We start from the raw sequence: 26430 nt of genomic DNA, 5'->3' as shown, positions 1-26430 counted from the left end.
TCGACTTTGAAGGAAATCATTGATGAAAAATTGGGCCGTTGCGTTGTTGTTGGGTGCCGTTCCTTCCGTGGTAGTTGCCGACGCTATCCCCGAAGTTACCGACCACCATGTAAATATCGTCACCGATGACGCTGTGGACAAGCCAAGTTCCTTGCGCGTGGTCAAGGATACGCACGGCGTATCTGATGCGGTGTTTGCGTACCACAATGCGATTGGCCCGCTAGCGTCCGGCTACGGTTTTCACGCGTTGGACGAAGGTGACGGTGGGGCAGGTGGTGGCGCGATAGGCGGTGCAACGACCAGGACGACTACGGCGGATGCGATCGTCGGCAACCGACGTGCTACCGGCCCCGGTAACGGCGTGATTGGGACTCGTTGGGAAAATGGTGACGGGTCGGGCGTTTATGGCCTGATGCGCGGTACAGGCACCGGCAGTGGCGTCACCGGTTACAAAATCCTGACGGGCGACGGCCATGGTGTTTATGGCAAAAACGAGTCAACTGACGGCTCCGGCGTTTATGGTGAGCGTTTGAACGGTGCCGGACCCGGCTATGGCGTGCTGGGTTATGCGAAAGGCGCGGTGGGCATTGATAATGCGTCGGTTGCCGGCCTGAAAAAGTCCGGCGATTGGGGCTATTCGATCCTCGCCGACTCCAGAGGGCGCGACTCGGCACTGAGGGCGTTCTCGGCAGCCAACGCAGCCAAAGCCGTGGACTCGCTGACTGACGCGACAAATAACTCGCCTGTGTCAAACACCTTCGAGCGCGCCAATGGGGCAATGGGCGTCGTCACGTCTTACTTCGTCTCGGGGGGGGGGTCGCGCACCGCGCCGCTGGTAGTCAGTGAGTCACGCATTGAGCCGAACGCGGCTTCAACAGGCGCCGCGCGGGTAACGGCTATCGATGCGCGAGTGAGTAACGCAGTGACTGGCTCCGATGATGTGCGCGGTGCCAGTTCGACGGTGCTTGCAACGGATGGCAAACAAGCGACGGGCTACCGTGCGATGGTCGACGGTCGAAACGACGCCAACTATGGTGTTTATGCCAACGCAGTCGGCGGCAAGAGCAACTACTCCGGTTATTTTGTGGGCGATGTGCAGGCTGGCCGCGTCATGACCCCAACCGATAGCAAGCTGCAAGAGGTACACGGTGAAGTGGATTACGCCAAAAGCATGCAGCGTGTCCTGGCCAACAAGATCTATGTGTCTGACCGTTATATCGTGTGGAAAGAAACCGACGCAAAAGGTGTAGTCACAGAGAAACGGCAGAAGATTGCCAGTAACGAAACAGGTAACTTGGCCCAGGATATTCAAAAGACTAACCCGGATGCCGTGGCGGTCAATCCTGATGGCTACCTCTCGGTGTCTGACCGCGAAGAGCTTTATCAACTTAAAGCCGCAGTGATCTATTTAACCCGCCAGCTTAAAGCCAAAGGCATTGATGTAGCGCCACAGTAATCAGCCACGCGTCTTGTCCGCTTAATGAACGCATTGTTCATGGCGGATAAGATGACAGCGTGTGAAGTGTTTATGATTAAGTGTTTAAAGTATTGAACTCATGTTTTGTAACTTAGCTGTTTTTGACTAATCCATGAAATTGCCTAGATTTGAGAGGCAGCTTCGGAAAGCTGCTTTCTTTTAACGATGTCATGGAGCGTCACCAATGCAAAACACTTACTTGTCCTCGCTAATGTTCGCCTTGCTCACCACGCTCTCCGTCGCCGCTAACGCAGCCCCGGCCATCAAGCCGGAAGCGCCAACACCTATCACTGCTCAAATGAACAAGGTCGAGCAGTTTACCAAGGTCAACCTCAACGCCGCCGACGCCGACGTCTTGCGCCGTGACCTCTTCGGTATCGGCGCCGCAAAAGCCAAGGCGATCATCGCCTACCGGGAGAGCAATGGCCCGTTCACGGCGGTGGATGAGTTGTTGGAAGTAAAGGGCATCGGCAAAGCGTTGCTGGAGAAAAATCGCGACAGGCTGATTATTAATTGAGGATGTGAAGTTAGCCCAGAAGGCCGGTCGTTGACCGGCCTTTTGTTTTTCTGAAACCCGAGACGTTGGCACGAAAACTGATTACGGTTTTCAGTGAAAATTGATTCAACAATCACGCAGCCATGAGCCTGTACCTGAATGATTCGGAGCGCCTGTCCTTGGCGCTGTTTACCTAACCCTGATCGAGGATTCGCACCATGTATAAAGACTATCCGGCCGCTTACCAGGTCAGCAAAGGTTCAGCGCTGCAGGTAGACACGGCGTTCTATGAGCGCATTCGTGACCACGCCGATAAACGCACGTTGATCGAACAGTTTGAAGTGCCGATTCGCACGGGCAGGGCGTGGAAGGTGCCGGCCGGGCATGTGTTCCGCGTCACTACCCCGGTGGGCCCGCAGGTGGGTGACTTCAACGTGTGGAACGCGAATGACCCGCGCGAGCGGCTATGGGCGGCGCGCACGCGGCAGTTGCAAGGCGCGCATGTCAGCACGCATGACCGGTTGTGGTCGAACCTGCCGTTTTTGCGGCCTATGGTGACGATTACCGATGACAGCCTGGCGGGGTACGGTATCGATGAGCACGGCGGGCGCTTGCACGATTTGCTCGGCACGCGCTGCGATCCGTATGTGAACCGCATGCTGACCGGCGAAGACTTTCATCACCATTGCCATTCAAACTTGACTCGGGCGGTGCTGCCGCATGGCCTGACCGAATTCGATGTGCATGACGTGCTGAACATCTTCCAATGCACCGGCCTGAATCATGACGACATGTACTTCATGAAAGCTTGCCCGGCGCAAAAGGGCGACTACCTGGAGTTTTTTGCCGAGATTGATCTGCTCTGCGCGCTGTCGACGTGCCCGGGTGGGGACTTATCGCTGCCGATGTGGGGGCCGGACGCGCAAGACCCGCTGACGGTGTGTCGTCCGCTCGGTGTCGAAATTTATCGGTTGGAGGGTGAGTTGCTACAGGGCTGGAGCTCGCCTGAGCGTGCTGCCTACAACGGGCAGCACGGCTTGCAGATTGCCAAAGCGGCGTGGGAGTCAGCGTAACTAGCGGTTTTGCGCGTCGTTGGCGTCGGCCTGAGCATTGCGCTCGGCCACACGCTTGCGCTGCTCATCGGTCAGTTCAACCTTGTTGGCGCTGTCGCGCAGCATTAACAGACCACCGACAATCGAACCGATCGCGACCACTAAAATCAACCAGGCATACCACGGCATAGGGCTCTCCTTGGAGCAGCAAACCGTGGGAGAATTTCCCACGGTCATTGCTGCTTTGAGCAACGGGCTTTATGAGTAGTTCAGTGTAGCTCCGTTCTGCCCCGATACGCTCATTGCCCGGTCAACATCGCATCCGCCGGTGCGTCGGCGCGGTCTTGCGCGGTCAACTGGAAGTAGATGAACCCCACTGCCATAAAGCCCAGGAAGATCAGCCCGATCAGCGCGTTGAACCAGGCCATGGCCACCAGGCACACCACCGCCAACACCAGCGCGATGCCTGGCACGATCGGGTAGCCCGGCGCACGAAAGGTACGTTCCAGCAGCGGTTCGGTCTTGCGCAGTTTAAACAGGCTGAGCATGCTCATGATGTACATCACGATGGCGCCGAACACCGCCATGGTGATCATCGCAGCGGTCAACGTCATACCGCCCAGGTTGATCAGGCCGTCGCTGTAGATGGCCGCGATGCCGACCACGCCGCCGGCGATGATTGCCCGGTGCGGTGTTTGAAAACGCGACAGTTTGGCCAGGAAAGCCGGCAGGTAACCGGCGCGCGCGAGGGCGAAGAACTGGCGCGAGTAGCCCAGGATGATCCCGTGGAAGCTCGCCACCAGCCCGAACAGGCCGATCCACACCAACATGTGCAGCCAGCCGGAGCTGTCACCCACGACGGTTTTCATCGCTTGCGGCAATGGGTCGTTGATGTTCGACAGGGTGCGCCAGTCGCCCACGCCGCCGGCGAAGAACATTACGCCCATGGCCAGCACTACCAGGGTCAGGATGCCGCTGATGTAGGCTTTTGGAATGGTGCGCTTGGGGTCTTTGGCTTCTTCGGCGGCCATGGCGGCGCCTTCAATGGCGAGGAAGAACCAGATGGCAAACGGAATCGCGGCGAACATCCCGGCAATCGCCGGCGCGCCGAAGGTGTCGGAACCGGCCCAGCCATTCATGGCAAAGTTGCTGAAGCTGAACGCTGGCGCGACCACGCCCATAAACACCAGCAGTTCGGCGACGGCGAGCACGCACACCACCAGTTCGAAAGTGGCCGCGAGTTTTACCCCAAGAATATTCAGGCCCATAAACACGATGTAGGCACCGACGGCCGCGTGTTTCGGGTCGAGTGCCGGAAACTGCACGTTGAGGTAAGCGCCGATGGCCAAGGCGATCGCCGGCGGCGCGAATACAAATTCGATCAAGGTGGCCAGCCCGGCGATCAAGCCGCCTTTCTCGCCAAAGGCTCGGCGGCTGTAGGCAAAGGGGCCGCCGGCGTGGGGAATCGCAGTTGTCAGTTCGGTGAAACTGAATATAAAGCAGGTGTACATCGCGGCGACCATCAACGAGGTCACCAAAAAGCCCAGCGTACCGGCGACGCCCCAGCCGTAGCTCCAGCCAAAGTACTCGCCGGAAATCACCAGCCCTACAGCAATGCCCCACAAATGCAGGGTGCCCAAGGTAGGTTTGAGTTGTGTGTTCATTGTGTTGCTCTCCCTGAACGGTTCGGAATGATTCAAGGTGTTGCAGCGGCCATGCCAGCCTGAGAATCATTGTCGTAAAGCCGCACGGGTGTCGTTTGGGGAATGGTTTGGCGTTTGAACGTCGCTGAAGGCGCACCAGATAAGTGCGAGGGTGCCTTGACTGGCGCCATCGGGAGCAAGCCCCCTCCCACATGATGATCCGTGCGTGGCATCCCAACCCGGTCACATGTGGGAGGGGGCTTGCTCCCGATGAGGCCCACCCAGCCACCACAAATCCCCCTGTAAACCCCGCATAAACCCACTCTTTACGCCGTCTTTACGCCCCACCCACACCCTCGCTCTCGTTCCTTTACACCACTCCTGCCGACAATTGACCCACACGCGGCAACCGCCGCAAAACGGGGAAACTTCCATGAGCGTTCTGGACGGGGTGTCACTGCTATTGGCCGTGGCGCTGTTCATTTATCTGCTGGTTGCGCTGTTACGCGCGGATCGAAACTAGGAGCAGGCTATGCACAGTTATGACTATTGGCTGATCATCGCCTTCTTTGCCGTGGTGCTGGTGCCGGCGCCGTTTCTGGGGCGGTTCTACTACAACGTGATGGAAGGTCAGCGCACCTGGCTTACGCCGGTGTTCGGCCCCGTCGAGCGCGCGTGTTATCGCCTGTCGGGCGTGGATGAACATCAGGAACAGAGCTGGCAGAAATACGCGCTGGCGTTGCTGGTGTTCAACCTCGCAGGGTTTGTGCTGTTGTTCGCGATCCTGTTGTTCCAGGACTATCTGCCACTGAACCCGCAGAAATTGCCCGGCCAGGAATGGACGCTGGCCTTCAATACCGCGATCAGTTTCATGACCAACACCAACTGGCAGTCCTACAGCGGTGAGGCGTCCCTGAGCTACCTCAGCCAGATGGTCGGCCTGACCGTGCAGAACTTCGTCAGCGCGGCCACGGGCCTCGCCGTACTGGTCGCCTTGTGCCGTGGCATCGGTCGCAAGTCGACCCAGACCTTGGGCAACTTCTGGGTCGACATGACCCGCGCCACCCTCTACGGCCTGCTGCCGTTGTGCCTGGTGTTGGCCTTGTTCCTGGTGTGGCAGGGCGTGCCACAAACCTTCGCGCATTATGTGAATGCGGTGACCCTGCAAGGTGTTGATCAGGTGATCCCGCTCGGTCCTGCGGCCAGCCAGATAGCAATCAAGCAACTGGGCACCAACGGCGGCGGCTTCTTCGGCGTCAACTCGGCGCATCCGTTCGAAAACCCGACTGCGTGGGCCAACCTGTTTGAGCTGGGCGCGATCATTCTGATCCCGGTGGCGCTGGTGTTTACCTTTGGCCACTACGTGAAAGACCTGCGCCAGAGTCGGGCTATCCTCGGTTGCATGCTGGCACTGTTCCTGATCGGCGGCGCCACCTCGCTGTGGGCCGAATACCAGCCCAACCCGACCCTGAACAACCCGGCCGTAGAGCAGACCGCACCGCTGGAAGGTAAAGAGGCGCGCTTCGGTACCACCGCCACAGTGCTCTGGTCGGTGACCACCACCGCAGCATCGAACGGCTCGGTCAACGGCATGCACGACAGCCTCAACCCCCTGAGCGGGATGGTGGCATTGGTCAACATGATGGTCGGCGAAGTGATCTTCGGCGGCGTCGGCGCCGGCATGTACGGCATGTTGCTTAACGTGTTGATCGCAGTGTTCCTCGCCGGTTTGATGATCGGCCGCACCCCGGAATACCTCGGCAAAAAGCTACAGGCCAAGGAAGTGCAATTGCTCGTGGTGACGTTGCTGGTGATGCCGGTGGGCACGCTGGTGCTCGGCGCTATTGCCGCCAGCCTGCCTGGCCCGGCGGGTGCGATCAGCAACCCTGGCCCGCACGGCTTCAGCCAGTTGCTCTATGCCTACACCTCGGCCAGTGCCAACAACGGCTCGGCGTTCGGCGGTTTCAGTGCCAACACCGCGTTCCACAACCTGATGTTGAGCCTGTCGATGTTGCTTGGCCGTTTTGGCTACATCCTCCCGGTGCTGGCCCTGGCCGGCAGCCTGGCGATGAAGAAGACCGCACCGATCGGCCAGAACAGCTTCCCGACCCATGGCCCGCTGTTCGTGACTCTGTTGACCGTGACCATTTTGCTGGTGGGCGGCCTGACTTTCCTGCCAACGCTGGCGCTGGGCCCCATCGCTGAACACTTGAGCATGGGCTTCTGAAGGGGGATATGAAAATGAATATGCCTGCAAAAAATGCTGCCCCGGTGAAAACCCAGGACCCGCAAAAAACCTCGATTTCCGCCCTGTGGCGCCCGGCGCTGGGCCAGGCGTTCGTCAAGCTGGACCCGCGCCAACTGCAACGCTCGCCGGTGATGCTGGTGGTCGAACTGACCGCCATCCTCACCACCGTGCTGTGCTTTGTGCCCGACACTGCTGTACCGACCTTTGTGGCGGTGCAAATTGCCGTGTGGCTGTGGTTTACCGTGTTGTTCGCCAACTTTGCCGAAGCCTTGGCTGAAGGTCGCGGCAAGGCCCGCGCCGACAGCCTCAAGGCTGGCAGCGAAGGCCTCAGTGCACGCCGCAAAGAGGCCGATGGCAGCTTCAAAGTCGTGCCCGCCACCAGCCTGCGTAAAGGTGACGTAGTGCGCGTGGTCGTCGGGGAAATGATCCCCGGTGACGGCGAGGTCGTCGAAGGCATCGCGGCCGTCAACGAGGCCGCGATTACCGGCGAATCGGCACCGGTGATCCGCGAGTCCGGCGGCGACCGTTCGGCCGTCACCGGCAACACGCGCCTGGTCTCGGACTGGTTGTTGATCCGCATCACCGCCAACCCCGGCGAGTCGACACTGGACCGTATGATCGCCCTGGTAGAAGGCGCCAAACGCCAGAAAACCCCCAACGAAGTCGCGCTTGATATTCTGCTGATCGGCTTGACCCTGATCTTCCTGTTGGTGGTTGTCACCCTGCAGCCGTTCGCCCACTTCGCCAATGGCAGCTTGCCGCTGGTGTTTCTGGTCGCGCTGCTGGTGACACTGATTCCGACCACCATTGGCGGCTTGTTGTCGGCCATCGGTATTGCCGGTATGGACCGCCTGGTGCGCCTCAATGTGATCGCCAAGTCGGGCCGTGCGGTGGAAGCGGCGGGCGACGTGCATGTGTTGCTGCTCGACAAAACCGGCACCATCACCTTCGGTAACCGTCGCTGCACAGCGGTGATTGCAGCGCCGGGCGTGAGTGGCCGCGAGTTGGCCGAAGGCGCGCTGTTGGCCTCGCTGGCGGACGACACGGCGGAAGGTAAATCCATTGTCGAATACCTGCGCAGCCAACACCCGCAGGCCGAGCCTGCCGTGGAGCAACTGACCTCGGTGCCGTTCAGTGCCGAAACGCGCCTGTCCGGCGTCGACTACCAGGGCCGGGTGTTCCGCAAAGGCGCGGTCGATTCGCTGCTGGCGTTTATCGGCCAACAGCGCCGCGACCTGCTGCCGGCGCTCTCACGCGAAATCGACAAAATCGCGCAGAGCGGCGGCACCCCATTGCTGGTGTGCGCCGATGGCAAGTTGCTCGGTGCGATCCACTTGAAAGACGTGGTCAAGCCGGGCATTCGTGAGCGCTTCGCCGAGCTGCGCAAACTCGGGATTCGCACGGTGATGGTCACCGGCGACAACCCGCTGACCGCGGCCGCAATTGCTGCCGAAGCCGGTGTGGATGACGTGTTGGCCGAAGCCACGCCGGAGAAAAAACTCGCGCGCATTCGCCACGAGCAGAACGACGGCCGCCTGGTTGCGATGTGCGGCGACGGCGCCAACGACGCCCCGGCACTGGCCCAGGCCGACGTCGGCATGGCGATGAACGACGGCACGCAAGCGGCGCGCGAAGCCGCCAACATGGTCGACCTCGACAGCGACCCGACCAAACTGCTGGACGTGGTGCAAATCGGTAAGGAATTGCTGGTCACGCGTGGCGCGCTGACAACGTTTTCGATCGCCAACGACGTGGCCAAATACTTTGCGATTCTGCCGGCGCTGTTCGCCTCGATCTACCCGCAATTGGGTGTGCTCAACGTGATGCACTTGCAGAGCCCGCAAAGCGCGATTCTGTCGGCCATCGTGTTTAACGCGCTGATCATCGTGGTGCTGATTCCGCTGGCGCTGCGCGGTGTGCGCGTGCAGGCCGCGAGCGCGGCGGCGTTGCTGCGGCGCAACCTGCTGATCTATGGCTTGGGCGGGCTTCTGGTGCCGTTCGTGGGCATCAAGGCCATCGACATGTTGCTGACTGCGCTGCACCTGGTGTGACCCGAATCCTGTGGGCGCCAGGCCGGTGCCCACAGGTTGCAATGACCGAATTGAGGAACCTGAAATGTCCAACATGATCCGCCCGGCCCTGAGCCTGCTGGTTCTCATGAGCCTGATTACCGGCGTCGCGTACCCATTGGTGGTCACCGGCGTCGCCCAAGTCGCTTTCCCGGACCAGGCCAACGGCAGCTTGGTGCACGACGCCGAGGGCAAGGTGCGCGGCTCGCGTTTGATCGCCCAGGATTTTACCGGTGACAACTGGTTTCACCCGCGCCCCTCGGCCGGCGCGTTTGCGACGGTTTCCAGCAGTGCGAGCAACTTGAGCCCAAGCAACCCGGCCCTGGCGACGCGTATTATCGAAGATGCCAACAAGCAATTCGTGCCAGGCCAGGGGCCGGTGCCTTTGGCCTTGCTGACTACCTCCGGCAGCGGTCTTGATCCACACTTGCCACCACCGGCGATTGCCTATCAACTGGCGCGGGTGGCGGCAGCGCGCAATGTGCCGGTGGCTACATTGCAGCGCCTGCTCGATGAACACACCGAGAGCCCGCTGGTGGGGCCGCCAGTCGTCAACGTGCTGGCGTTGAACATGGCGCTGGAAAAGTTATAGGCCGTGATGTCGCCATCGCGAGCAAGCCCGCTCCCGCCGGTGGAATGCATTTCACCGGTGGGAGACTCGACATAAACACCTGAAGGATGCCCAACGCATGAGCGACTCCGGCCGCGCCGATGCCCTGTTAGCCGACCTGCCACGCGATGGCCGTGGCCGGCTCAAAGTGTTCCTCGGCGCTGCGCCGGGTGTGGGCAAGACCTACGCGATGCTCCAGGCCGCCCACACGCAACTGCGCCAGGGCGTGCGGCTGATCGCAGGGGTGGTCGAAACCCACGGCCGCGCCGAGACCGAAGCCTTGCTCAGCGGCTTGCCGCAGCAACCGTTATTGCGCAGCGAATACCGCGGTGTGATGCTTGAAGAAATGGACCTCGACGGCCTGCTCGCGGCCAAACCCAAGTTGGTGTTGGTCGACGAGTTGGCGCACAGCAACGCGCCGGGTAGCCGGCATGAAAAGCGTTGGCAAGACATCCAGGAACTGCTCGCCGCCGGCATCAACGTGTTTACCACGGTCAATGTGCAGCACCTCGAAAGCCTGAATGATCAAGTGCGCGGTATCACTGGCGTGCAGGTGCGTGAAACCCTGCCGGACTGGGTGCTGCAAGAAGCCGATGAACTGCTGCTGATCGATTTGCCGTCGCGTGAACTGCTGGAGCGCCTGCGCGACGGCAAGGTCTATGTGCCGGAACAGGCACGCGCCGCCATCGACGCGTTTTTCACCCAGACCAACCTGATGGCCCTGCGTGAGCTGGCGATGCAAACCGCCGCCGCCCACGTCGACGACGATTTGGCCCAAGGCTATCGCCAACTCGGCCAGGCCGCACCCGCGGTGCGCGGCCGCTTGCTGGTCGGTGTGGACGGCGATGCGCAAGCCGAACGGCTGGTGCGGCACGCCAGCCGCGTGGCCCAGCGTCGGCATTTGCCGTGGAGCCTGGTGCATATCGATAACGGCAGCGCGCGCGATGAGCAATCGCGCCTGCGCCTGCAAAATGCCCAGCAACTGGCCGAACGGCTCGGCGGCGAAGTGGTGTTGTTGCGCGCGGGCGAGGTGGCGAAGACGCTGATCCAGCACGCCGCTGAACGCCGCGCCAGCCTGCTGTTGGTTGGGCAGTCGCGCATGCGCTGGCGCCGCCGTTTGTTCGGCGGCGGGTTGGCGGCGCGCTTGCTGCGCAATGCACGCGGCCTGGAAATCAACGTCCTCGACAGCGACGACATGCCCGCACCGCCGCGTATGCCGGATGTGCGCGGCCTGGTGTGGTTCGATTACGGCCTGGCGGTGGTGGCAACCGTGGTAGCGGCGGCGGTGGCGTGGGCGGTGGCCAGCGTATTGCCGTTGCCGAATATCTCGCTGGTGTTTCTCGCGGCGGTCTTGCTGGTGGCCGTGCGCAGTAGCCTCGGGCCGTCGCTGGTGTGCGCCGCGCTGTCGTTTTTGGCGTATGACTTTCTGTTTATTCCGCCGAATTTTTCCTTCGCCATCCAGCGCGAAGAAGACGTGTTGACGCTGTTGTTTTTCCTGCTGATGGCGGCGCTGACCGGTAACCTGGCCGCGCGCCAGCGTCGGCAGTTGCAAGCGTTGCGCGATACTCAGGAGGAAACCAGCGAACTGCTCGACCTGTCGCGCAAACTCACGGCCGCTACTGACCGGCAGGCGGTGATCAGCGCGGCGGCGCATCATCTGCAAGGCTGGAGCGACCTCGATCTGTGCCTGGTCAATCGTGACGGCCAGGGCGGCTGGAAGGTCGAGACCGGCGCGGCGCTGAACCTCACCGAAGCCGAAAGCGCCGCCGCCGAGTGGGCCTGGCAACACGATCAACCGGCCGGCATGGGCACCGGCACCTTGCCGTTCGGGCGTTGGTGGTGGTGGCCGTTGTCGGGCGAAGAGGGGCCGCTGGGTTTGCTCGGCGTCAGCCCCAAACCCGGCCTGGAATTGACCGGCCAGCGCCGGCGTTTGCTCACCGCCTTAAGCCAGCCGCTGGCGCAGGCCTTGGCTCGCGCGCAACTGGCGCAGGAGCTGGAGTCGGCGCGCCTGCACGGCGAAACCGAGCAACTGCGCAGCGCCTTGCTGGCCTCGGTGTCGCATGATTTGCGCACACCGTTGACCTCGATGCGCGGCAGCATCGACAGCTTGTTGGCGCTTGGCGAAGCGATCCCGCTGGAGGACCGCCGCGAATTGCTCGAAGGCACCCGCGATGAAGCCGAACGCCTCGACCGTTATATCCAGAACCTGCTCGACATGACGCGACTCGGCCACGGCGCGCTCAAGCTGGCGCGCGACTGGGTCTCGCCGGGCGATATTGTCGGCAGTGCGCTTGGCCGTTTGCGCGCGGTGCTGGCGCCGTTGCAGGTGGCGACGCAAGTGCCTGCGCAATTGCCGTTGCTGTACGTGCACGCCGCGTTGATCGAGCAAGCCTTGGTTAATGTGCTGGAAAACGCCGCGCGGTTTTCGCCGCCCCAAGGGCGTTTGCAGGTGAGTGCCGGGGTGGCCGATGACCAGGTATTTTTCGCGGTGGCCGATGAGGGGCCAGGGATTCCCGAGGACGAGCGCGCAAAAATTTTCGATATGTTCTACACCGCCGCGCGCGGTGATCGGGGCGGGCAGGGCACCGGCCTCGGCCTGGCGATTTGCCAGGGCATGGTCGGCGCGCACGGTGGGCATATCAGCGTCGCCGAGGGCATTGAAGGGCGGGGCACCTGCATCAGCTTATTCCTGCCCTTGCCAACCCAGCCTGGCCTGGAGCGCGAGCCTTGAGCTACCCTGTTTTCTACACGCATTTTGATGGGGCACCATGAGCCAGACTGCGACGATTTTAGTCATCGACGACGAGCCGCAAATTCGCAAATTCTTGCGCATCAGCCTGGCCTCCCAAGGCTACAAAGTCATCGAAGCCGGCACCGGCAACGAGGGCCTGGCCCAGGCCGCCTTGAGCAAACCGGATTTGCTGGTGCTCGACCTTGGCCTGCCCGACATGGACGGCCAGCAAGTGCTGCGCGAATTTCGCGAGTGGTCGACGGTGCCGGTATTGGTGCTGTCGGTGCGCGCCAGTGAAGGGCAGAAAGTGGAAGCGCTGGACGGCGGCGCCAATGACTACGTGACCAAACCCTTCGGCATCCAGGAGTTTCTCGCGCGTGTTCGCGCGTTGCTGCGCCAGGCGCCGACGGGCGAGGCCCAGGAAGCGGCGTTGAGTTTTGGCCCATTGACGGTCGACCTGGCCTATCGCCGGGTGCTGCTCGACGGCGCCGAAGTGGCGCTGACTCGCAAGGAATACGCCGTGCTGGCGCAACTGGCGCGACACCCCGGCCGAGTGATTACCCAGCAGCAATTGCTCAAGGACATCTGGGGGCCGACCCACACCGAAGACAGCCATTACCTGCGCATCGTCGTGGGCCACCTGCGCCAAAAGCTCGCGGATGATCCCACACAACCACGGTTTATCGTGACCGAGCCTGGGGTTGGCTATCGGTTGTTGAATGCCTGAATGCGTCGGCGCCTGGGCTGGCCTCATCGCGAGCAAGCCCGCTCCCACAGTTGACTGAGTTCCAACTATGGGATGCGCTCGAATGTGGGAGCAGGCTTGCTCGCGACGAGGCCATCAGCCCCACCCGCAAACTCAGCCCTGCTCACGCTCATACCGATCCAGCGTATCACTGGCAATTTCGCGCCCCAGCGCGATCAACTCCGGCGCCTTGTAAAACTCGAAAAACCGGCACACCCGCTTCGGCACATTGATCAGCACATCCGGCGGGTAACCGGCAATTTTGTACTGCGCCAGCGAGGTCTGCATCACCTCAAAACTCTGGTTGATCAGGTCCAGCAACGACGCCGGGCCGACGTTATCGATGATGAACGAACCGGTGGCCGACTTCGGCGCCCCGGGCTTTTCCGGCGCGGCGGCGGGCTGCTGGATTTGTGGCTCGGCCGAGTCCAGCCACGGGTTGAACTCGGCGGCCTGAGCGTGCAATGCCTCTTGTTCGAGCTTCATCAATTGCTCGGCTTGTTTACGGCGAAACGGCAGGTGTGAACCCAATGATTTCGCCAGGCTGTTAAAGCGACTCTTGAACGCTGGCGGGCGTTGGATCACCGGCAGTTGGTAATGCTTTTGATGGGTGGCGTTGAGGTTGACCGCGATGATCAAGTCGCAATGGCTCGACACCACCGGCACGATCGGCAACGGGTTGAGCAGGCCGCCGTCCACCAGCATGCGGTTGCCTTGCATCACCGGCGTGAACAAGCTGGGAATTGCCGCCGAAGCCCGCATGGCCTGGTGCAGGCAGCCTTCCTGAAACCAGATTTCCTGCTGGTTGGTCAGGTCCGTGGCCACGGCGGTGTAGGGAATGCGCAGCGCTTCGATGTTGATCTCGCCGACGATCTTGCGGATCTGCCCGAAGACTTTTTCGCCGCGAATCGCGCCCAGCCGAAAACTCACGTCGACCAGGCGCAGCACATCCAGGTAATCGAGGCTTTCGATCCAGTTTCGATACTCGTCGAGTTTGCCGGCGGCGTAGATCCCGCCCACCACGGCGCCCATCGAGCAACCGGCAATACAGGCGATGTCGTAGCCGCGTCGTTCGAGCTCTTCGATCACGCCGATATGGGCATAGCCCCGGGCACCACCGGAGCCCAGCACCAAGGCAACACGTTTCTTCATGGTCCAGTCCTTCGCAAGGCAGACGCCCACAATGCACCCTTTAAGGGGGCCGCTTCAATCTTCGTCGGCGACTGCAATATTTTTCCAGGATTACGCCGGTGCTCGGGTATGCTTTGGCTATAAGCGCTTTTGATTTGAGGCTGTGTACAAGGCACTTTTCGGTGTAGGCAACGTCTACACGCTACGACAATTTTTGTTAATTTGAGGTGTCATCGATGAAAGCCTGGATGTGTGTGCCTGTGATCATGTTGGCCCTGGCGGGTTGTGCCGGGAAAACCGCATACCGTGACAGCTGTGGCACGCAATTGGACGCGGCGTGGCATGAACTGGACTTGGCCAAGGCCGAAGGTTTCGCCGGTACCGTGAGCTACTCCAAGGCCCTGTCGCTGTTGACCGGCGCCAAGACCCAGCAGCAATTCGAAGCCTTTGAAGGCTGCTCCAACAAGGCCGAGAAAGCCCGCTTCTATATTCGTGAGTCGCGCGCCGGGCGCTAAATTTCATCGTCGGAGGAACCGCAATGTCAGCGTTGGTTGATCAGTTAGTCGCTCAGGTCATTGGCCTGGAAGTAGGGTTACTGAGCTGCCAGGCTCGGCTCGGCGCCGTCACCGACGATGAAGCCCTGCATGATCTGCGCACCACCGTGCGCCGCTTGCGTAGCCTGTTACGCCCTTTGCGTGGCTTGCCCGGTGTCGAACAGCTTGAAGTCTCGGCGCGCGCGGTCGGCCAATTGACCACGCCGCTGCGCGACCGTGAGGTGCTGGCGGCGTATTTGCACGCGCAGGGCCATCACGCTGCCGCCGACCGGCGCCAGCGCTTGCAACCCGATGCCTATCGCCACGTTGCGCAAAGCGCGGAACTGGCGCATCTGTTGTTGATTCTCGATGCATTCCCACGCTTTATTCGCGCCTCGGAACACCAGAAATTGCTCAAGGGCTTACGCACTCGCATCAAGAAGCGTCTGACTAAACAAGCGCAAAAACTCGCTGAAGCCTTGCAGGAAGAAGGCCATGATCGCCACCGCCTGCGGCTGCTGATCAAGCGCGTGCGCTACGCCGCCGAGGCCTACCCGGAACTGGACAAGCTGCCTGCTGACGCGACGTCGCAACTGAAAAAAGCCCAAGGTGTGTTGGGCGATTGGCACGATTGCTGGCAGTGGTTGGCGCAGGCCGAGCACCAGCCAGACTTGCAGCCGTGCGTTGCGGTATGGCATCGCACCATGGCCAAGGCTGAAGGCCGAGCGGATCGGGTGCTCGACAAACTCAGCGCGGATTTTTTCTAGCCCGGTCCGGTTTTTGGCCGGAATAGGCGCTGTACCGGATTGACCTGATGGTTAAGATCCTCGCATCGGTATTCTTCTGTGAGGTCGCCATGCGCTTTAGTGATTTACTCGACGCCGCCCGTCGCAACCCGTTGGACGTGACCATCCCCGCCGACTGGGCGCAGGGCCGCGCGACCTTTGGTGGCCTGGTTGCCGCGTTGCAATACGAAGCCTTGCGCGCCCAAGTGCCGGCAGAGCGCCCTTTGCGCTCGATGGCCGTGACCTTTGTAGGCCCCGTTGCGCCGCAGGTGCCAGCCAGTTACCAGGTTGAAGTGCTGCGCGAAGGCAAGGCCGTCAGCCAGTTGCTCGGCCGCGTGGTGCAGAGCGGCGAAGTGGCGACGCTGGTACAGGCCAGCTTTGGCTCGGCGCGTGAGTCGCAGATCGTGGTTGCCGGCGAGGCACCGCCGACCTTCAAACATTGGGACGAATGCCAGGAATTGCCCTATATCAAGGGCGTCACGCCGGAGTTCATGCGGCACCTGGCAATGCGCTGGAGTGTCGGCGGGCTACCGTTTACCGGCAACAAATCACGCGAGATGGGCGGTTGGGTGCGCCTGCGTGGGGATGTTAAGGAAGAACCGCTGAGCGTGTCGCATATTCTTGCACTGGTAGACGCCTGGCCCCCGGCCTTGCTGCCTCACCTGACCCAACCGGCGCCAGGCAGCACACTGACCTGGACCGTCGAATTCATCCAGCCGCAGCCAAACCTGACCACCCTCGACTGGTGCCAGTACCACGTCAACATCGAACACGCCCGCGACGGCTATGGCCATGCCGCCGCCGCACTGTGGAGCCCGACCGGCGAACTGATCGCGATCAGCCGCCAGGCCGTGGTGGTGTTCGCCTGACCCTAATGGCTAAACCGCCAAACGGTCGTTGGTTGATTCCAGACGATGGCCCTGACGCTGCAACGCCAGACCCGCCAGCAGGCCGACAACGCCGACGGCAAAACTCGCCAGGCTTGGGCTGAATGCCGCAGACACAATCAACAGAAACCCGATGATAATCAGCGGCACGGCAATCAGTTGCAGCGCCAGATTAGTCGGGTGCTGGTGACTTTGCGGGTAGGTACGCCATTGCCAGGCGGGGAGATTAGGATGACGTTTGCCCATGATGGTGAATCCTCTGTCCGGTAAAACAACTCGTTGGGCAGAGTTTAGGCGGCGGGTGAGCGGGGCGGCGAATTGGCGTTGGCTATGGGGCTCATAGGTATCGTTCTGTGGACCCTATCTCATTTTTACGGAACCTCGTCCGACCGGTTTTAATCCTCTGGTTCAGGGCCGTTCATATAGGCGGATGGGCCAGACAGTGTTAACCACTTACTCTTGAGTTCAACGGATGCTGATTTCGATTTTGCAGTGAAAAAAAAGTAGCCGTCCTCCTCTTCTATTTTTACGCTGAAAAGTTCTTTGCAAGGGAGGTTTACTATTTGTAGGTTGCTTACTTCGAAGCAGGTCAGCCCAATTCTGCACGTGTTGTAACCTTCGTCTTTCCATTTTTCGGGCAAACGATCAGGGAATTCGGGTATGTCAAAGCCAATACCGAAGAGCGGTTGATCATTTTCTAGACGTAATGTGCGTATAAGGATTTCACCGATTTCTATGGGTTGGCTGAAAATTTTGTTAAAGAAAATGGTTCCGTCAAGATCATTCCAATGTTTCATTTTTTATCCTTGAAGGAGTAGTGATCTTTCGTTCCAGGGACGTTGCCGGTGCGCGGTGCCTCAAGAGGGCGTAAATTAAAGTGGGCTCCTTGATCACCTATTCTGTTTTTACTCCGAATTTATGACCGGCAGAATGATCTTGGAGTATCCAGCCATTGGGCTCTGCGGTGAGCCGGTTTTGTGCGCCAAATTTGGTGTGGCGAGCGAGCTTGCTAGCGTTGGGCTGCGTAGCAGCCGCAAAAACCAAAACGCGAATTACCTGATCAAGCGCGGCGCGAGAAAAAAACCATTAGTTAATTTTTCTAGCGCTGTAGCTGGCTGCAATCACGATAAAAATAACTTCTCTACCATTGCTTGATGTGAAACTGTAGCTCGTTCCAGTTTCGCTAAGCCCTTGTCTTTCAGCCTCTTGCGAAAGACTGGAAGATTTTTCTTCGTACATATCACATATTTCTGCTCCGACAGCACCTATGCCATGAAAAGCAATCAAGCCATCAAACGTGATCTCCCATGATTTTTCTTGCCAGTCTGTGAATTTCACTACCAGTGTGTTCCTGGTGCAAATTAATTTTTCAATTTTTCCATCGGAGATCGGAAATTTTGTCACGTTAAATTCCGGCATGCTTTTCGTCTGGTAAAAAACGGTTCCGTGTCCGTGTTCATGGGTTTCTGGTTTGCTTTCATTAAAGGCATTTTTCAGCCTGCCTCCTGTTCAAACTATTTGGTTTAAGTTTTATGTGAACGTGCATGCCCATGATGCTTTGGTGCATGAGGCCCTTGATCTTCAGGGCGTCTGAGTAGGTAAGTACTGTAGCGCGGCTAGGTCATTGGGTATGGAAATCATCCATTAACGGACGATCGAAAGTACATTGGTTTAGGGTAGAGGTGACGAGATTGGAGAGATATTCTCATTCGTCGTTGTATTCGGCGTGGCACTGGGGTGATGCCTAAAAATTAGTTGGGTATAGGTGGATTTTTTTTGCTCTTATCTCAACAAAACCTGATTTTTGAGGAATCGGCTCGTCAAGTTCAATAAGGATAATTGAGTCGCCGAATTTTAACGCTGCACATTCCTCGTCTGCGCCGTGGATAATCTCGGCAGTTATTCGGGTAACTTCGTTTATAACTGTGATGTGTGGAGTGTTGCGAAGCGAAGATATTAAGTTTTCCCCCCAGGAAAAAACTTCATCAAGGTCTAGCTCTACATCCACCTCATCGCCGATTTTAGGCTGAGTGCCAATCCATAAAGCTTTACCATTTCCAGCAGACGAACGAAAACCCACAAGTAAAGTGTCGTCAGTAAAAAGGGCTTCGGTAATTCGTATTTTCATTTCATTTCTTCGGTAGTGGGACTCTTACTACGGTATTATCCACGTTCATAATGTTGGTTCTAAGCTCAAGCGTCCATGTCTCCTCATGGTAGTGATGCTTGCTTGGCTTGCTGTTCATTTCATGAGAACCATACCGGATACTTCTTTTGGCGTCGCTGGAAACGATTCTGTCTTGATCGGCCTTACCTGTCCGTGGGTTGGTATTTGTATGAGGGCTTGGCCCTAGAAACTCATCCCACTTTTGGATGGTGTGTTCGGGTTTAACTGGTCTCTTAGCATAAGTTTCTCTGTTATATCCCATTTCAGAAGGGGCATTTGAGGTCGTAGGGCTGAGTGGCTCGCCTTCATTGGCCTTTGCCTTGGCTCTTGGGTCTTCAACTTCTATATTTGGCTTGCACTTATCTCCACCTGGACAACCACTCAAGCCCAGCGGATCAACCCACCCCGTAGGGTTGGGCACATACTGATACGCGTTGATCCCGCCCGCCCGCTTCACCGGGTCCGGCGTCAGGTAGCGGCCGCTGTCTGGATTGTAGTAGCGATGGCGGTTGTAGCGACGTCGAGTCTTCTGCGCCGCGCCCCGGATCACACCCCCCGAAAAATATGCCGAGTTGGGAAGCGTGTGGCCGCCTATATACCTGCCTAACCGGATATTTATGCAACCGGCCAAGCGCTGATACACTGCTCACCGGTTAACGTTGGGTGAACACACCTTTATGACTGACGCGCTCCCTATGGCAAGCGGAGTGTTGTGGCTAGCGGGCTTGCTCGCTTTGGGCTGCGCAGCGGCCCCAAAACTCAGACCGCCGATTTATCTGACCGAGCGTGTGGCCCCAATGAGCAAGCCCGCTCCCCACCGGATAAGGAGTGGCCGGTGAGACAAGTGTTTTTTACCATGTAGAGGGGTCTTCAAGGCTTGCTTTTTGGAGGTCTTCTTTCCAGACCTCGCTGGCGAGCCGGTAAATGTCGGCAAAGAAACCACGCGGGTCTGCTATTTCAGTTTCATCCCAAGCCATCGTCGTGTATCGGTCGTGGTCGCTTTCGAATTCTTTGGCAAAGTCAAAATTTGGGTCAGTTAATGCATCTTGCAACATTGAAATTAGTACGAATCGATGTTTATAAGGGAGATACATGAGTTCTTTGAGTATGAAGCACTTAATAATCGTCTCCCGATCTTCATTTTTATTAGGGTCGTATTGCCACAGTGCTTCACCTTTGGTTTCTTCGAGATCGTATATTGACAGTGCTGCCAAAATATAAGAAATCGTTGGGGTGAAGGGTGTGTCGCCAAATGGTGATTTCAGCATTTTAAACTCAATATGGAAAAGCAGTGAATGGACGGCTGATGTCATTTTTATCAAATCTAACTTCTACGTGATTCATTTGCTCTACATATTTTGGATTGTTTTTGTTCTTCTTGTTAGGTTTGTAGCCATGCCCCGAGTCAGGCATTTCCATTTTTACCACAGGGTTGCCGAACGCATCGTAGCCTGTATGTGAGGGGGGTTTTCCTTGCATTTTTGGTATGGCTTTATTTAGGGCGTGAAGGTGTATTTTCCAGCTTTTAAACTGAGAGCTTGAGCTTACTTTCCCTCTTTTGCCATTTGCGGGGTTAGTCCCATCTATTGATCGTTTTTGCATGGCCGTACTTGGTATCTCCTTGCCATGTTTGGCGACAGTATGCATGTCGTATTTATCCTCCAGTTCCATTACGCGCCGTTTGGCGTTTGCCTCAGTTAGATCCTCTATTCGTTCACGTCGCTGTTCTCGCGACGTCTGAGGTACTGCGGGCTGTCGCTCCTCGACCCTAGCCTTTCCAATTGGGTTCTCGGCCCTGTTAGCGGGTTTACAACCGTCCCCACCCGGACATGTGTTCAACCCCAGCGGATCAACCCATTCCGTAGGGTTGGGCACATACTGATACGCGTTGATCCCGCCCGCCAGCTTCACCGGGTCCGGCGTCAGGTAGCGGCCACTGTCTGGATTGTAGTAGCGATGGCGGTTGTAGTGCAGCCCGCTTTCTTGATCGAAGTATTGGCCCTGAAAACGCAGCGGGTTGTCGATTTTTTCCATGTCCAGGCGAGCGACCTGGCCGTAGGCGCGGTAATGCGCGGACCAGACAATTTCGCCGTCAGGCGCGGTGAGTTCTTGCGGTGTGCCAAGGTGGTCGAGTTGATAGTGGAAAGCTTTGGTTTCACTCGGACCAAACCCTTCCAGCAGCGCCAACGGCCGAAAGCTGTCCGGCTCGTAGATATAACTGCGATGCCGATCAGCGTGATGTTCGGCAATCAGCTTGTCGCCTTGCCAAAAAAACTCTGTGGTCTTTTCGTCCACGGTTTTGCTGATGCGCCGCCCAAACGGGTCGTAGCGATAGCGAGCGGTTTGCCCGTTGGGTTGGGTAATGCCAGTCAGCCGGTGCTGGCAGTCGTAGCGATATTCGGTGACGAGTTGATGGCCTTTACCGCGCCTTTCGCGGATCAGGTTGCCGAAGGCGTCGTAGTCGTAATGGTGGTCGCCCTGGATCATCAGGCGGTTGCCGGCAACGATGTCGGGGCCGGGGCGGTCTTGCATCAGCAGGTTGCCGGCCGGGTCGTGACCGAAACGTTCTTTTACGTCTTGTGAGTGGTCGGCGTGGGTCAGGCGGGCGAGGGGGTCGTAGTGGTAGTCGTGTTGGCCCTTGCGGGTGTCTAGAATTCGGCTGAGGTTGCCGCTGTTGTCGTAGTCGTATTGGCGCTGGTAGAGGGGGTGTTCCTGTTGGCTGACCGCGTGGGCGTGCAGGCGGTTTTGCTCGTCGTAGTGGTAGTGGCTGAGCAGTTGGCCTTGCTGGCGTTGGCGCTCGCGGCCAGCACTGAACAGGTGCGAGGTCAGCAACGCGCCGTTTAATTCGACGGTGGCGAGTTGACCGCCTTTGTCGTGATTGAACACCAGGCGGTTGTTGTCTGGCAGACGCAAGTGTTGCAACTGACCGCACGCATCGTAGCCATAGCGCAGAGTGCCCCAGCCTTGGTGCTCGGCGGTGAGGCGGTTTTGCGTGTCGTATTCGTAGGCCAGCGCCCAGTGGTTGTCGTCGACGCTGAGGAGATTACCTTGGCGGTCGTAGGCGTAATCAACAGTCGTACTGTCGGGCAGGGTTTTTCGTACAAGGCGCCCGGCGTGATCGCGTTCGTAACAGGTGATTAGCTGGCTGTCATCGTCGCCATGCTCGGTCTTTTCCAGCAGGTTGCCGTTGAGGTCGTAGACGTAAGCCGTGCGCTGGCCGTCAAAGCCGGTTTCCTGTTGGATCAGCCCGTTAGGGTGGTATTGCAACCCATAAACTTCACCAACTTCGTTTTCAATGTCTGTCAGCAACAACCGCACGTTGTCGTAGCGGTATTTGACTTGGGTGCCGTCGGCGTTAATGCGGCGGCTGATCAGGTGCAGGCCGTCGCCGTATTCGTAGCGGGTAACGTGGCCCAGCTCATCACGCTCGGAGGTGATTTTTCCGTAGGCGTTGTAGCTGTATTCCCGCGTTGCGCCGCCGGGTAACACCACGCGATTCAACCGACCCACGCCGTCCCACTGATACTGGGTCAGTGCGCCATGTTCATCCTCGCGCGCAACCTGGCGTCCGAGATCGTCGTAGCGGTAGCGCTGGCTACTGCCGTTCGGAAATAACGCCTCAAGCAGTTGCCCATGGTCATTCCAGACCAGCCGATGACAACTGCTATCGGGATGCCAAACGCCAGTCAGTTGCCCATGTTTGTTGTAGCTGTAGTCCGTAACGTTGCCGTCGGGATCAGTCTTGCGCGTGACGTCGCTTTGGTCGTTACGCTCATACTTCCAAACTGCCCCGCCACGGCGCACGACACGTACGAAGCCGTTGTCATGCTCGTAGGAAGTCGGCTCATCGTCCCCCGGAAACAGCGCGACCAAGCGTCCGGCTTCATCGTACTGATACGCCGTCACCGCCCCCAGCGGGTCTTGCTCGACCGTCAGCCGGCCCTGGTCGTCATAGGATTTGAAATGCTCAGCGCCATCGGGATCAATCCGCTGCACCAGCCGTGCGCGCTGGTCATGCACGTAAACTTCCTGGCTGCCATCGGCGTTGTGAACCGTGACCCTGCCGTTGTCATCCCAGGCATAACGCGTGTCCATCTGTGAAAAGCTGGCCCAATGCCGAACACACCGCGCCGCCTTGCCTGATCGCTCCCACGCCCAAAAGAAACGCGCGCCACCGGCCAACTGCCGCTCAAGAATGACGTGCTGCTCGTCGTACCGATAAAACTCGGTTTCGCCTACGGCATTGGTCGCTGAAAGCAGTCGTCCAGCGTCGTCGTAGGTGTAGAAAACAACTTGCTGTTCAGTAATCCATTCGAAAGGTTCATGGCCTTGGGCGCGCTGAACCTGATAGTCCACCGCCACGATGTGGCCAGACGCGTAGCGTAAAAACAGCGACCGGCCTACACCATTGTCCAGCCGCTCAATGCGCCCCGAAAAGTCACGGGAGATTCGCAGCCGGTTGTCGTAAGCATCGCTGATCGCAGTCAGCACACCGTCGCAGAAGTGATAAAAACGCGAAGCCTGAGCCAGCACTAATTCACCGGGCAAATCACCCCAATAAATCGCCGCTTCGGCCAAGCTGTTGGTAATCGCCGGTCGAGAAACGCTGGGTAACGGAAACTCGGTCGACCGATTCTCATGGTCCGTCCACACCACCGAATCACCGTCCACCACCAGCCGTTGCGCCAGCGAATGACTCCAGCCAAAGCCCAGCCCGCCATCCACGTCCACCGCACTGGTGCGGTACACCCGCGTCCACTCAAACGGCAAAAGCCCGTCCAGTGCGCCGTCGGTGAGGGTCAGCAATTCTTCCCCGGTGACCATCGACACCGGGCAACCGTGGGTGACGGTTTTATCGGCGCTGGCCGCGGCATCACCGTTCGGGTTCTTGCTTGCAGCGGGCACATCGTCGACGTGCTCTTGGCGCACCAATGTGGTCTTCTGCGTCTTGCCGCGAACCGCAGGCACCGGGTTCGCCACCAGGTGCTGCCCAGCCTTCAACGGTGCAACCGGCACCGCCTTGATCGGTAGCGCCGCGCTGCCCAGCAACAACGGCTTAACCGCCGCAGTATGTGCATCCAACTTACCCACTAAGAGCTGCTCGGCGAGCAACGCCAACCAACCCCGCGCGCGTGCAGATTTGATAGGGCTCAACACCTGAGCGCCCAGGCGCAGACCCACACCCATCACACCCGCCACCCTGATCAGCAGCAGGTTAATCAACACATCGCCGGTGATTTCCCCCATCAGCTCATTCATTTCTTGCGGTGGCAGCATGCGCATCCAGCTGACCATCGCCGACACATAGATAAACAACAGCGGTTCATCGCTGAGTACCAGCAGGCCGTTGGCGATCGCCTCGTTGCCCAGCGTCAAGAGTTCATCAAGTTCGGCTTGTGAGACGTATTGCAGTAACTTTTGGCTGTTGGGCTTGATGTCCGCCAACAGGTCAAACAGTTGCGTTAAGTTGTCCCACAGACTGTAAAGCGCCTGCACCATGCCACCGAGAAATGCCGATTCCAGCAGCCTGCGCCGGTCAAGTGGGCTGGCGTTTGTATAGTCGTTCCATTGCGTTTTGAACGTGCGGTTCCACTCTTCGCGCAGACGCACTTCCAGCCCCGAGATAACTGACTGATAGGACGCATACAGCGCCTTGACGTGATCCTTGGAAACGTTGGGATAGAAGTTGATTCGGTACTGTTGATTGCGATCACATTCAGTGATTTCGAGAATGCCGCTGGGGCCGATGGTCTTGTGGATCGGCTCGCCCAGTGGGCCACCGTTCGGGTCGATACGTTGCAGTACCACCGGCGTGTTGCCGATGGGCACAAAGCGTGTGCTCTGGAACATGTGCACGAGGGTTAACGTGCCGCTGGCCTGGCAGGTGGCGACGGTGCTGCTGGGAAACAGCGAGCGGTTGATCGGCGCAACCAGCGCCACTTCATCGCCTACCTTGAATACCTGCTCGACATCCAGCGCGGAGAAGCTGAAAAAGCTTTCGGCCCATTCGTCAAAGGTATTCAAGCACTCGCGGAACTCACGCAAGACGGCTTCCACATCGACCGTCTTTGCATCCAGTGGGGTCAGGGCCAGCGAGGCAATGGCCGGGTTCAAGCGGCAGCCCCTGCGGGTGTGGCATTAATGGAGAAATACATTGGCGGTCCCTCGCACTGGATGATCAGGCGAGAGACTTTGCAGAGGTTCGTCAGATAAAGAAGTCGGCGCTATTCGCCAGGATGTGCAGGACGTTTCGTCAAAACATCAGGTAAGTGGAGGTGTGAGTGTAGGAGTCAGATTACGGATTGAAGAATCCTACAGCTTCAACTGCCCAATCGCCTTGCTCAACTCCCCGGCCAGGCTTGCCAGTTGGTTGCTGGTGGTGGCCGAATCGACGGTCTGCTGCACCGTGGTGTCGGTCACGTCGCGAATGCTCACGACCGCGCGGTTCATCTCTTCGGCGACGTGGCTTTGCTGTTCGGCGGCCACGGCGATCTGGGTGTTGCTCTCACGCATTTGGGCCACGGCGCCGGTGATTTCGGCGAGTGCGGCACCGGCGTCCTGGGCTTGTTGCACGCAGTCGTCGGCCTTGAACGAGCTTTCTTGCATGAAGTCCACCGCGTCGCGGGTGCCGGCTTGCAGCGCCGAGACCATGTGGGTGATTTCGTCGGTGGAGTTTTGCACGCGCTTGGCCAGGTTGCGTACTTCGTCGGCGACCACCGCAAAGCCGCGGCCCATTTCGCCAGCGCGGGCGGCTTCGATGGCGGCGTTGAGGGCGAGCAGGTTGGTCTGTTCGGCAATGCTGTGAATCACGCTCACCACGCCGTTGATTTTGTGGCTGTCTTCGGCGAGTTTCTGGATCATCTGCGCGGTTTGTTGCACACCGGTGGACAGCCCGGCAATTGAGCGCTGCACCCGGCTGACCACTTCGCGGCCGCTGCCTGCGAGGCTGTCGGCAGTTTGGGAGAGGTCGCGCGTAGCACCGGCATGCTGGGCAATGTGGTAGACAGTGGCGGTCATTTGATTAATCGCGGTGGCCGCTTGGTCGGTTTCGCTTTGCTGGCCGAGCATGCCGTGTTGCACCTTGTTCATGCTGCTGGCCAGGCGGGCGGCGCCTTCGTCCAGCTGCTGTGCGGTATGGGCCACGGTGTTGACCACCCGTTGATAGCCGGCCTGCATGGCATTAAAGGCACTGGCCATCTGGCCGACTTCGTCCTCGCAGGCGAGTGGCACGCGGGCCGAGAGGTCGCCGGTTTTCTCCACGTGCAGCATCACGTCCTTGAGGGTGTTGAGTTGGCTGAGCAGGAAGCGGATCAGCAACTGCGACGCGCCGAGCATCGCCAGCATGAGGATCAGCACCGCCACCGCATAGTTGGCGAAACGTTCGCCGAACACTTGGCTGAGGCTAGGGCTGTAGGCCAGCACCGCGACCTGTTGACCGTCGGCGCGGGCTACCACGTGCGCACCTGTCAGCGGGTTTTCGCCGAACAAGGGCCTATGATTAAGTTCGACCCAACCCGTGGCTGTGCTCAGGGCTGACAGATCCTGGCCGGCCAATTGTGGGACTTGGCCGCGTGTAAAGGTAAGCCAATGCTCGCCCTTGGGCAGGGCGCTGTTGGCCGGCCAGTCACCGAGCAAGCGTGCTTGCGCCTGCGCCGAGGCTTGTGACGCATCGCTGCGGGCCTGTTGTTCGAGCTGCACCGCGTAGAGCACCAGCAGCAGGGTGGTGATGAAGGCGACCGCATTGACCGCCCAGAATTTGTATTTCAGCGAGATATTGCTAAGCCAGGCACCCATGGAAGGTTTTCTCTGATAGCGGAACAGCATTGGCAAGGTGCCATTATTGTGCCGCTACTCAG

Annotated in this window: 22 protein-coding genes and 2 pseudogenes; 12 read left to right on the top strand and 12 right to left on the bottom strand. The window is 58.9% G+C overall.

What is annotated here, in order from left to right; translation table 11 throughout:
• Window positions 1–22: 22 nt before the first annotated feature.
• From ACOZK9_RS08635 to ACOZK9_RS08625, 3 genes are all read left to right on the top strand, one after another.
• Complete coding sequence (locus tag ACOZK9_RS08635) at window positions 23–1456, top strand: hypothetical protein (RefSeq protein ID WP_421555617.1); 1434 nt, start codon at window positions 23–25, stop codon at window positions 1454–1456.
• 205 nt (window positions 1457–1661) lie between these two features.
• Window positions 1662–1994 (top strand): helix-hairpin-helix domain-containing protein, encoded by a 333-nt coding sequence (locus ACOZK9_RS08630; RefSeq protein WP_058412918.1) that lies wholly within the window; start codon window positions 1662–1664, stop codon window positions 1992–1994.
• A gap of 197 nt (window positions 1995–2191) precedes the next feature.
• Window positions 2192–3046 (top strand): urea carboxylase-associated family protein, encoded by an 855-nt coding sequence (locus ACOZK9_RS08625; protein ID WP_058412917.1) that lies wholly within the window; start codon window positions 2192–2194, stop codon window positions 3044–3046.
• Here ACOZK9_RS08625 and ACOZK9_RS08620 read toward each other — a convergent pair whose 3' ends face one another.
• Together ACOZK9_RS08620 and eat are read right to left on the bottom strand one after the other, a co-directional pair.
• Entirely contained in the window at window positions 3047–3214 is a 168-nt protein-coding gene (locus ACOZK9_RS08620; protein WP_082649030.1) for a DUF2897 family protein, read from the bottom strand.
• Between the two features lie 110 nt (window positions 3215–3324).
• The gene (eat, locus tag ACOZK9_RS08615) at window positions 3325–4689 is read right to left on the bottom strand and encodes an ethanolamine permease (protein ID WP_122250468.1); all 1365 of its coding nucleotides are present in this window, start codon (window positions 4687–4689) and stop codon (window positions 3325–3327) included.
• Between the two features lie 412 nt (window positions 4690–5101).
• Here eat and kdpF point away from each other — a divergent pair, with 412 nt between their 5' ends.
• The 6 genes from kdpF (at window position 5102) to ACOZK9_RS08585 (ending at window position 13053) form a co-directional block, all read left to right on the top strand.
• The gene (gene kdpF / locus ACOZK9_RS08610; RefSeq protein ID WP_003218754.1) at window positions 5102–5191 is read left to right on the top strand and encodes a K(+)-transporting ATPase subunit F; all 90 of its coding nucleotides are present in this window, start codon (window positions 5102–5104) and stop codon (window positions 5189–5191) included.
• 9 nt (window positions 5192–5200) lie between these two features.
• Window positions 5201–6895: a potassium-transporting ATPase subunit KdpA gene (gene kdpA, locus ACOZK9_RS08605; RefSeq protein ID WP_058412915.1), complete on the top strand. Its 1695-nt coding sequence runs from the start codon at window positions 5201–5203 to the stop codon at window positions 6893–6895.
• Between the two features lie 14 nt (window positions 6896–6909).
• Window positions 6910–8967 carry a potassium-transporting ATPase subunit KdpB gene (gene kdpB / locus ACOZK9_RS08600; protein WP_177445852.1) on the top strand — a complete coding sequence of 686 codons (2058 nt, stop codon included), beginning with the start codon at window positions 6910–6912 and terminating at the stop codon, window positions 8965–8967.
• 64 nt (window positions 8968–9031) lie between these two features.
• Window positions 9032–9577, top strand: coding sequence for a potassium-transporting ATPase subunit KdpC (gene kdpC / locus ACOZK9_RS08595; protein ID WP_058412913.1), 546 nt, complete (start codon window positions 9032–9034; stop codon window positions 9575–9577).
• A gap of 97 nt (window positions 9578–9674) precedes the next feature.
• Window positions 9675–12326, top strand: a complete 2652-nt coding sequence (locus ACOZK9_RS08590) for a DUF4118 domain-containing protein (RefSeq protein WP_421555616.1) — start codon at window positions 9675–9677, stop codon at window positions 12324–12326.
• 37 nt (window positions 12327–12363) lie between these two features.
• Window positions 12364–13053 carry a response regulator gene (locus ACOZK9_RS08585; protein ID WP_058412911.1) on the top strand — a complete coding sequence of 230 codons (690 nt, stop codon included), beginning with the start codon at window positions 12364–12366 and terminating at the stop codon, window positions 13051–13053.
• A 132-nt stretch (window positions 13054–13185) separates the two neighbouring features.
• Here ACOZK9_RS08585 and ACOZK9_RS08580 read toward each other — a convergent pair whose 3' ends face one another.
• Window positions 13186–14223 carry a patatin-like phospholipase family protein gene (locus ACOZK9_RS08580; protein ID WP_058412910.1) on the bottom strand — a complete coding sequence of 346 codons (1038 nt, stop codon included), beginning with the start codon at window positions 14221–14223 and terminating at the stop codon, window positions 13186–13188.
• Between the two features lie 215 nt (window positions 14224–14438).
• Here ACOZK9_RS08580 and ACOZK9_RS08575 point away from each other — a divergent pair, with 215 nt between their 5' ends.
• The 3 genes from ACOZK9_RS08575 to ACOZK9_RS08565 all read left to right on the top strand — a co-directional run bounded on the left by ACOZK9_RS08575 (window position 14439) and on the right by ACOZK9_RS08565 (window position 16389).
• Window positions 14439–14717 (top strand): hypothetical protein, encoded by a 279-nt coding sequence (locus ACOZK9_RS08575; protein WP_058412909.1) that lies wholly within the window; start codon window positions 14439–14441, stop codon window positions 14715–14717.
• A gap of 23 nt (window positions 14718–14740) precedes the next feature.
• The gene (locus ACOZK9_RS08570) at window positions 14741–15502 is read left to right on the top strand and encodes a CHAD domain-containing protein (protein ID WP_152749321.1); all 762 of its coding nucleotides are present in this window, start codon (window positions 14741–14743) and stop codon (window positions 15500–15502) included.
• An 89-nt stretch (window positions 15503–15591) separates the two neighbouring features.
• Window positions 15592–16389: an acyl-CoA thioesterase gene (locus tag ACOZK9_RS08565; RefSeq protein ID WP_421555630.1), complete on the top strand. Its 798-nt coding sequence runs from the start codon at window positions 15592–15594 to the stop codon at window positions 16387–16389.
• A 33-nt stretch (window positions 16390–16422) separates the two neighbouring features.
• On the opposite strand, the pseudogene ACOZK9_RS08560 reads toward ACOZK9_RS08565, so the two are convergent.
• From ACOZK9_RS08560 to ACOZK9_RS08520, 9 genes and pseudogenes are all read right to left on the bottom strand, one after another.
• Window positions 16423–16653: pseudogene (locus ACOZK9_RS08560) on the bottom strand (DUF962 domain-containing protein); the annotation flags it as partial.
• 149 nt (window positions 16654–16802) lie between these two features.
• Window positions 16803–17204 (bottom strand): Imm50 family immunity protein, encoded by a 402-nt coding sequence (locus ACOZK9_RS08555; RefSeq protein WP_152749320.1) that lies wholly within the window; start codon window positions 17202–17204, stop codon window positions 16803–16805.
• The gene (locus tag ACOZK9_RS08550; RefSeq protein ID WP_421555629.1) at window positions 17201–17305 is read right to left on the bottom strand and encodes an HNH/endonuclease VII fold putative polymorphic toxin; all 105 of its coding nucleotides are present in this window, start codon (window positions 17303–17305) and stop codon (window positions 17201–17203) included. Before ACOZK9_RS08550 ends, ACOZK9_RS08555 begins: the two co-directional genes overlap by 4 nt.
• Window positions 17306–17493: 188 nt before the next feature.
• Entirely contained in the window at window positions 17494–17826 is a 333-nt protein-coding gene (locus ACOZK9_RS08545; protein ID WP_152749319.1) for a hypothetical protein, read from the bottom strand.
• A gap of 325 nt (window positions 17827–18151) precedes the next feature.
• Entirely contained in the window at window positions 18152–18535 is a 384-nt protein-coding gene (locus ACOZK9_RS08540; RefSeq protein WP_058412906.1) for a hypothetical protein, read from the bottom strand.
• 390 nt (window positions 18536–18925) lie between these two features.
• Window positions 18926–19091 (bottom strand): annotated as a pseudogene (locus ACOZK9_RS08535) (RHS repeat-associated core domain-containing protein); the annotation flags it as partial.
• Window positions 19092–19425: 334 nt separating this feature from the next.
• Window positions 19426–19842, bottom strand: a complete 417-nt coding sequence (locus ACOZK9_RS08530) for a hypothetical protein (RefSeq protein ID WP_152749318.1) — start codon at window positions 19840–19842, stop codon at window positions 19426–19428.
• Window positions 19843–19849: 7 nt separating this feature from the next.
• On the bottom strand, window positions 19850–24688 hold the full coding sequence (locus tag ACOZK9_RS08525) for an RHS repeat-associated core domain-containing protein (RefSeq protein WP_421555615.1): 4839 nt from the start codon (window positions 24686–24688) through the stop codon (window positions 19850–19852).
• 198 nt (window positions 24689–24886) lie between these two features.
• Window positions 24887–26368 carry a methyl-accepting chemotaxis protein gene (locus ACOZK9_RS08520; protein WP_152750377.1) on the bottom strand — a complete coding sequence of 494 codons (1482 nt, stop codon included), beginning with the start codon at window positions 26366–26368 and terminating at the stop codon, window positions 24887–24889.
• Window positions 26369–26430 lie beyond the last annotated feature (62 nt).

It is taken from the genome of Pseudomonas kitaguniensis, assembly GCF_049199985.1.
Lineage (GTDB): Bacteria > Pseudomonadota > Gammaproteobacteria > Pseudomonadales > Pseudomonadaceae > Aquipseudomonas > Aquipseudomonas kitaguniensis.
This window is presented reverse-complemented; position numbering and strand designations above follow the sequence as displayed.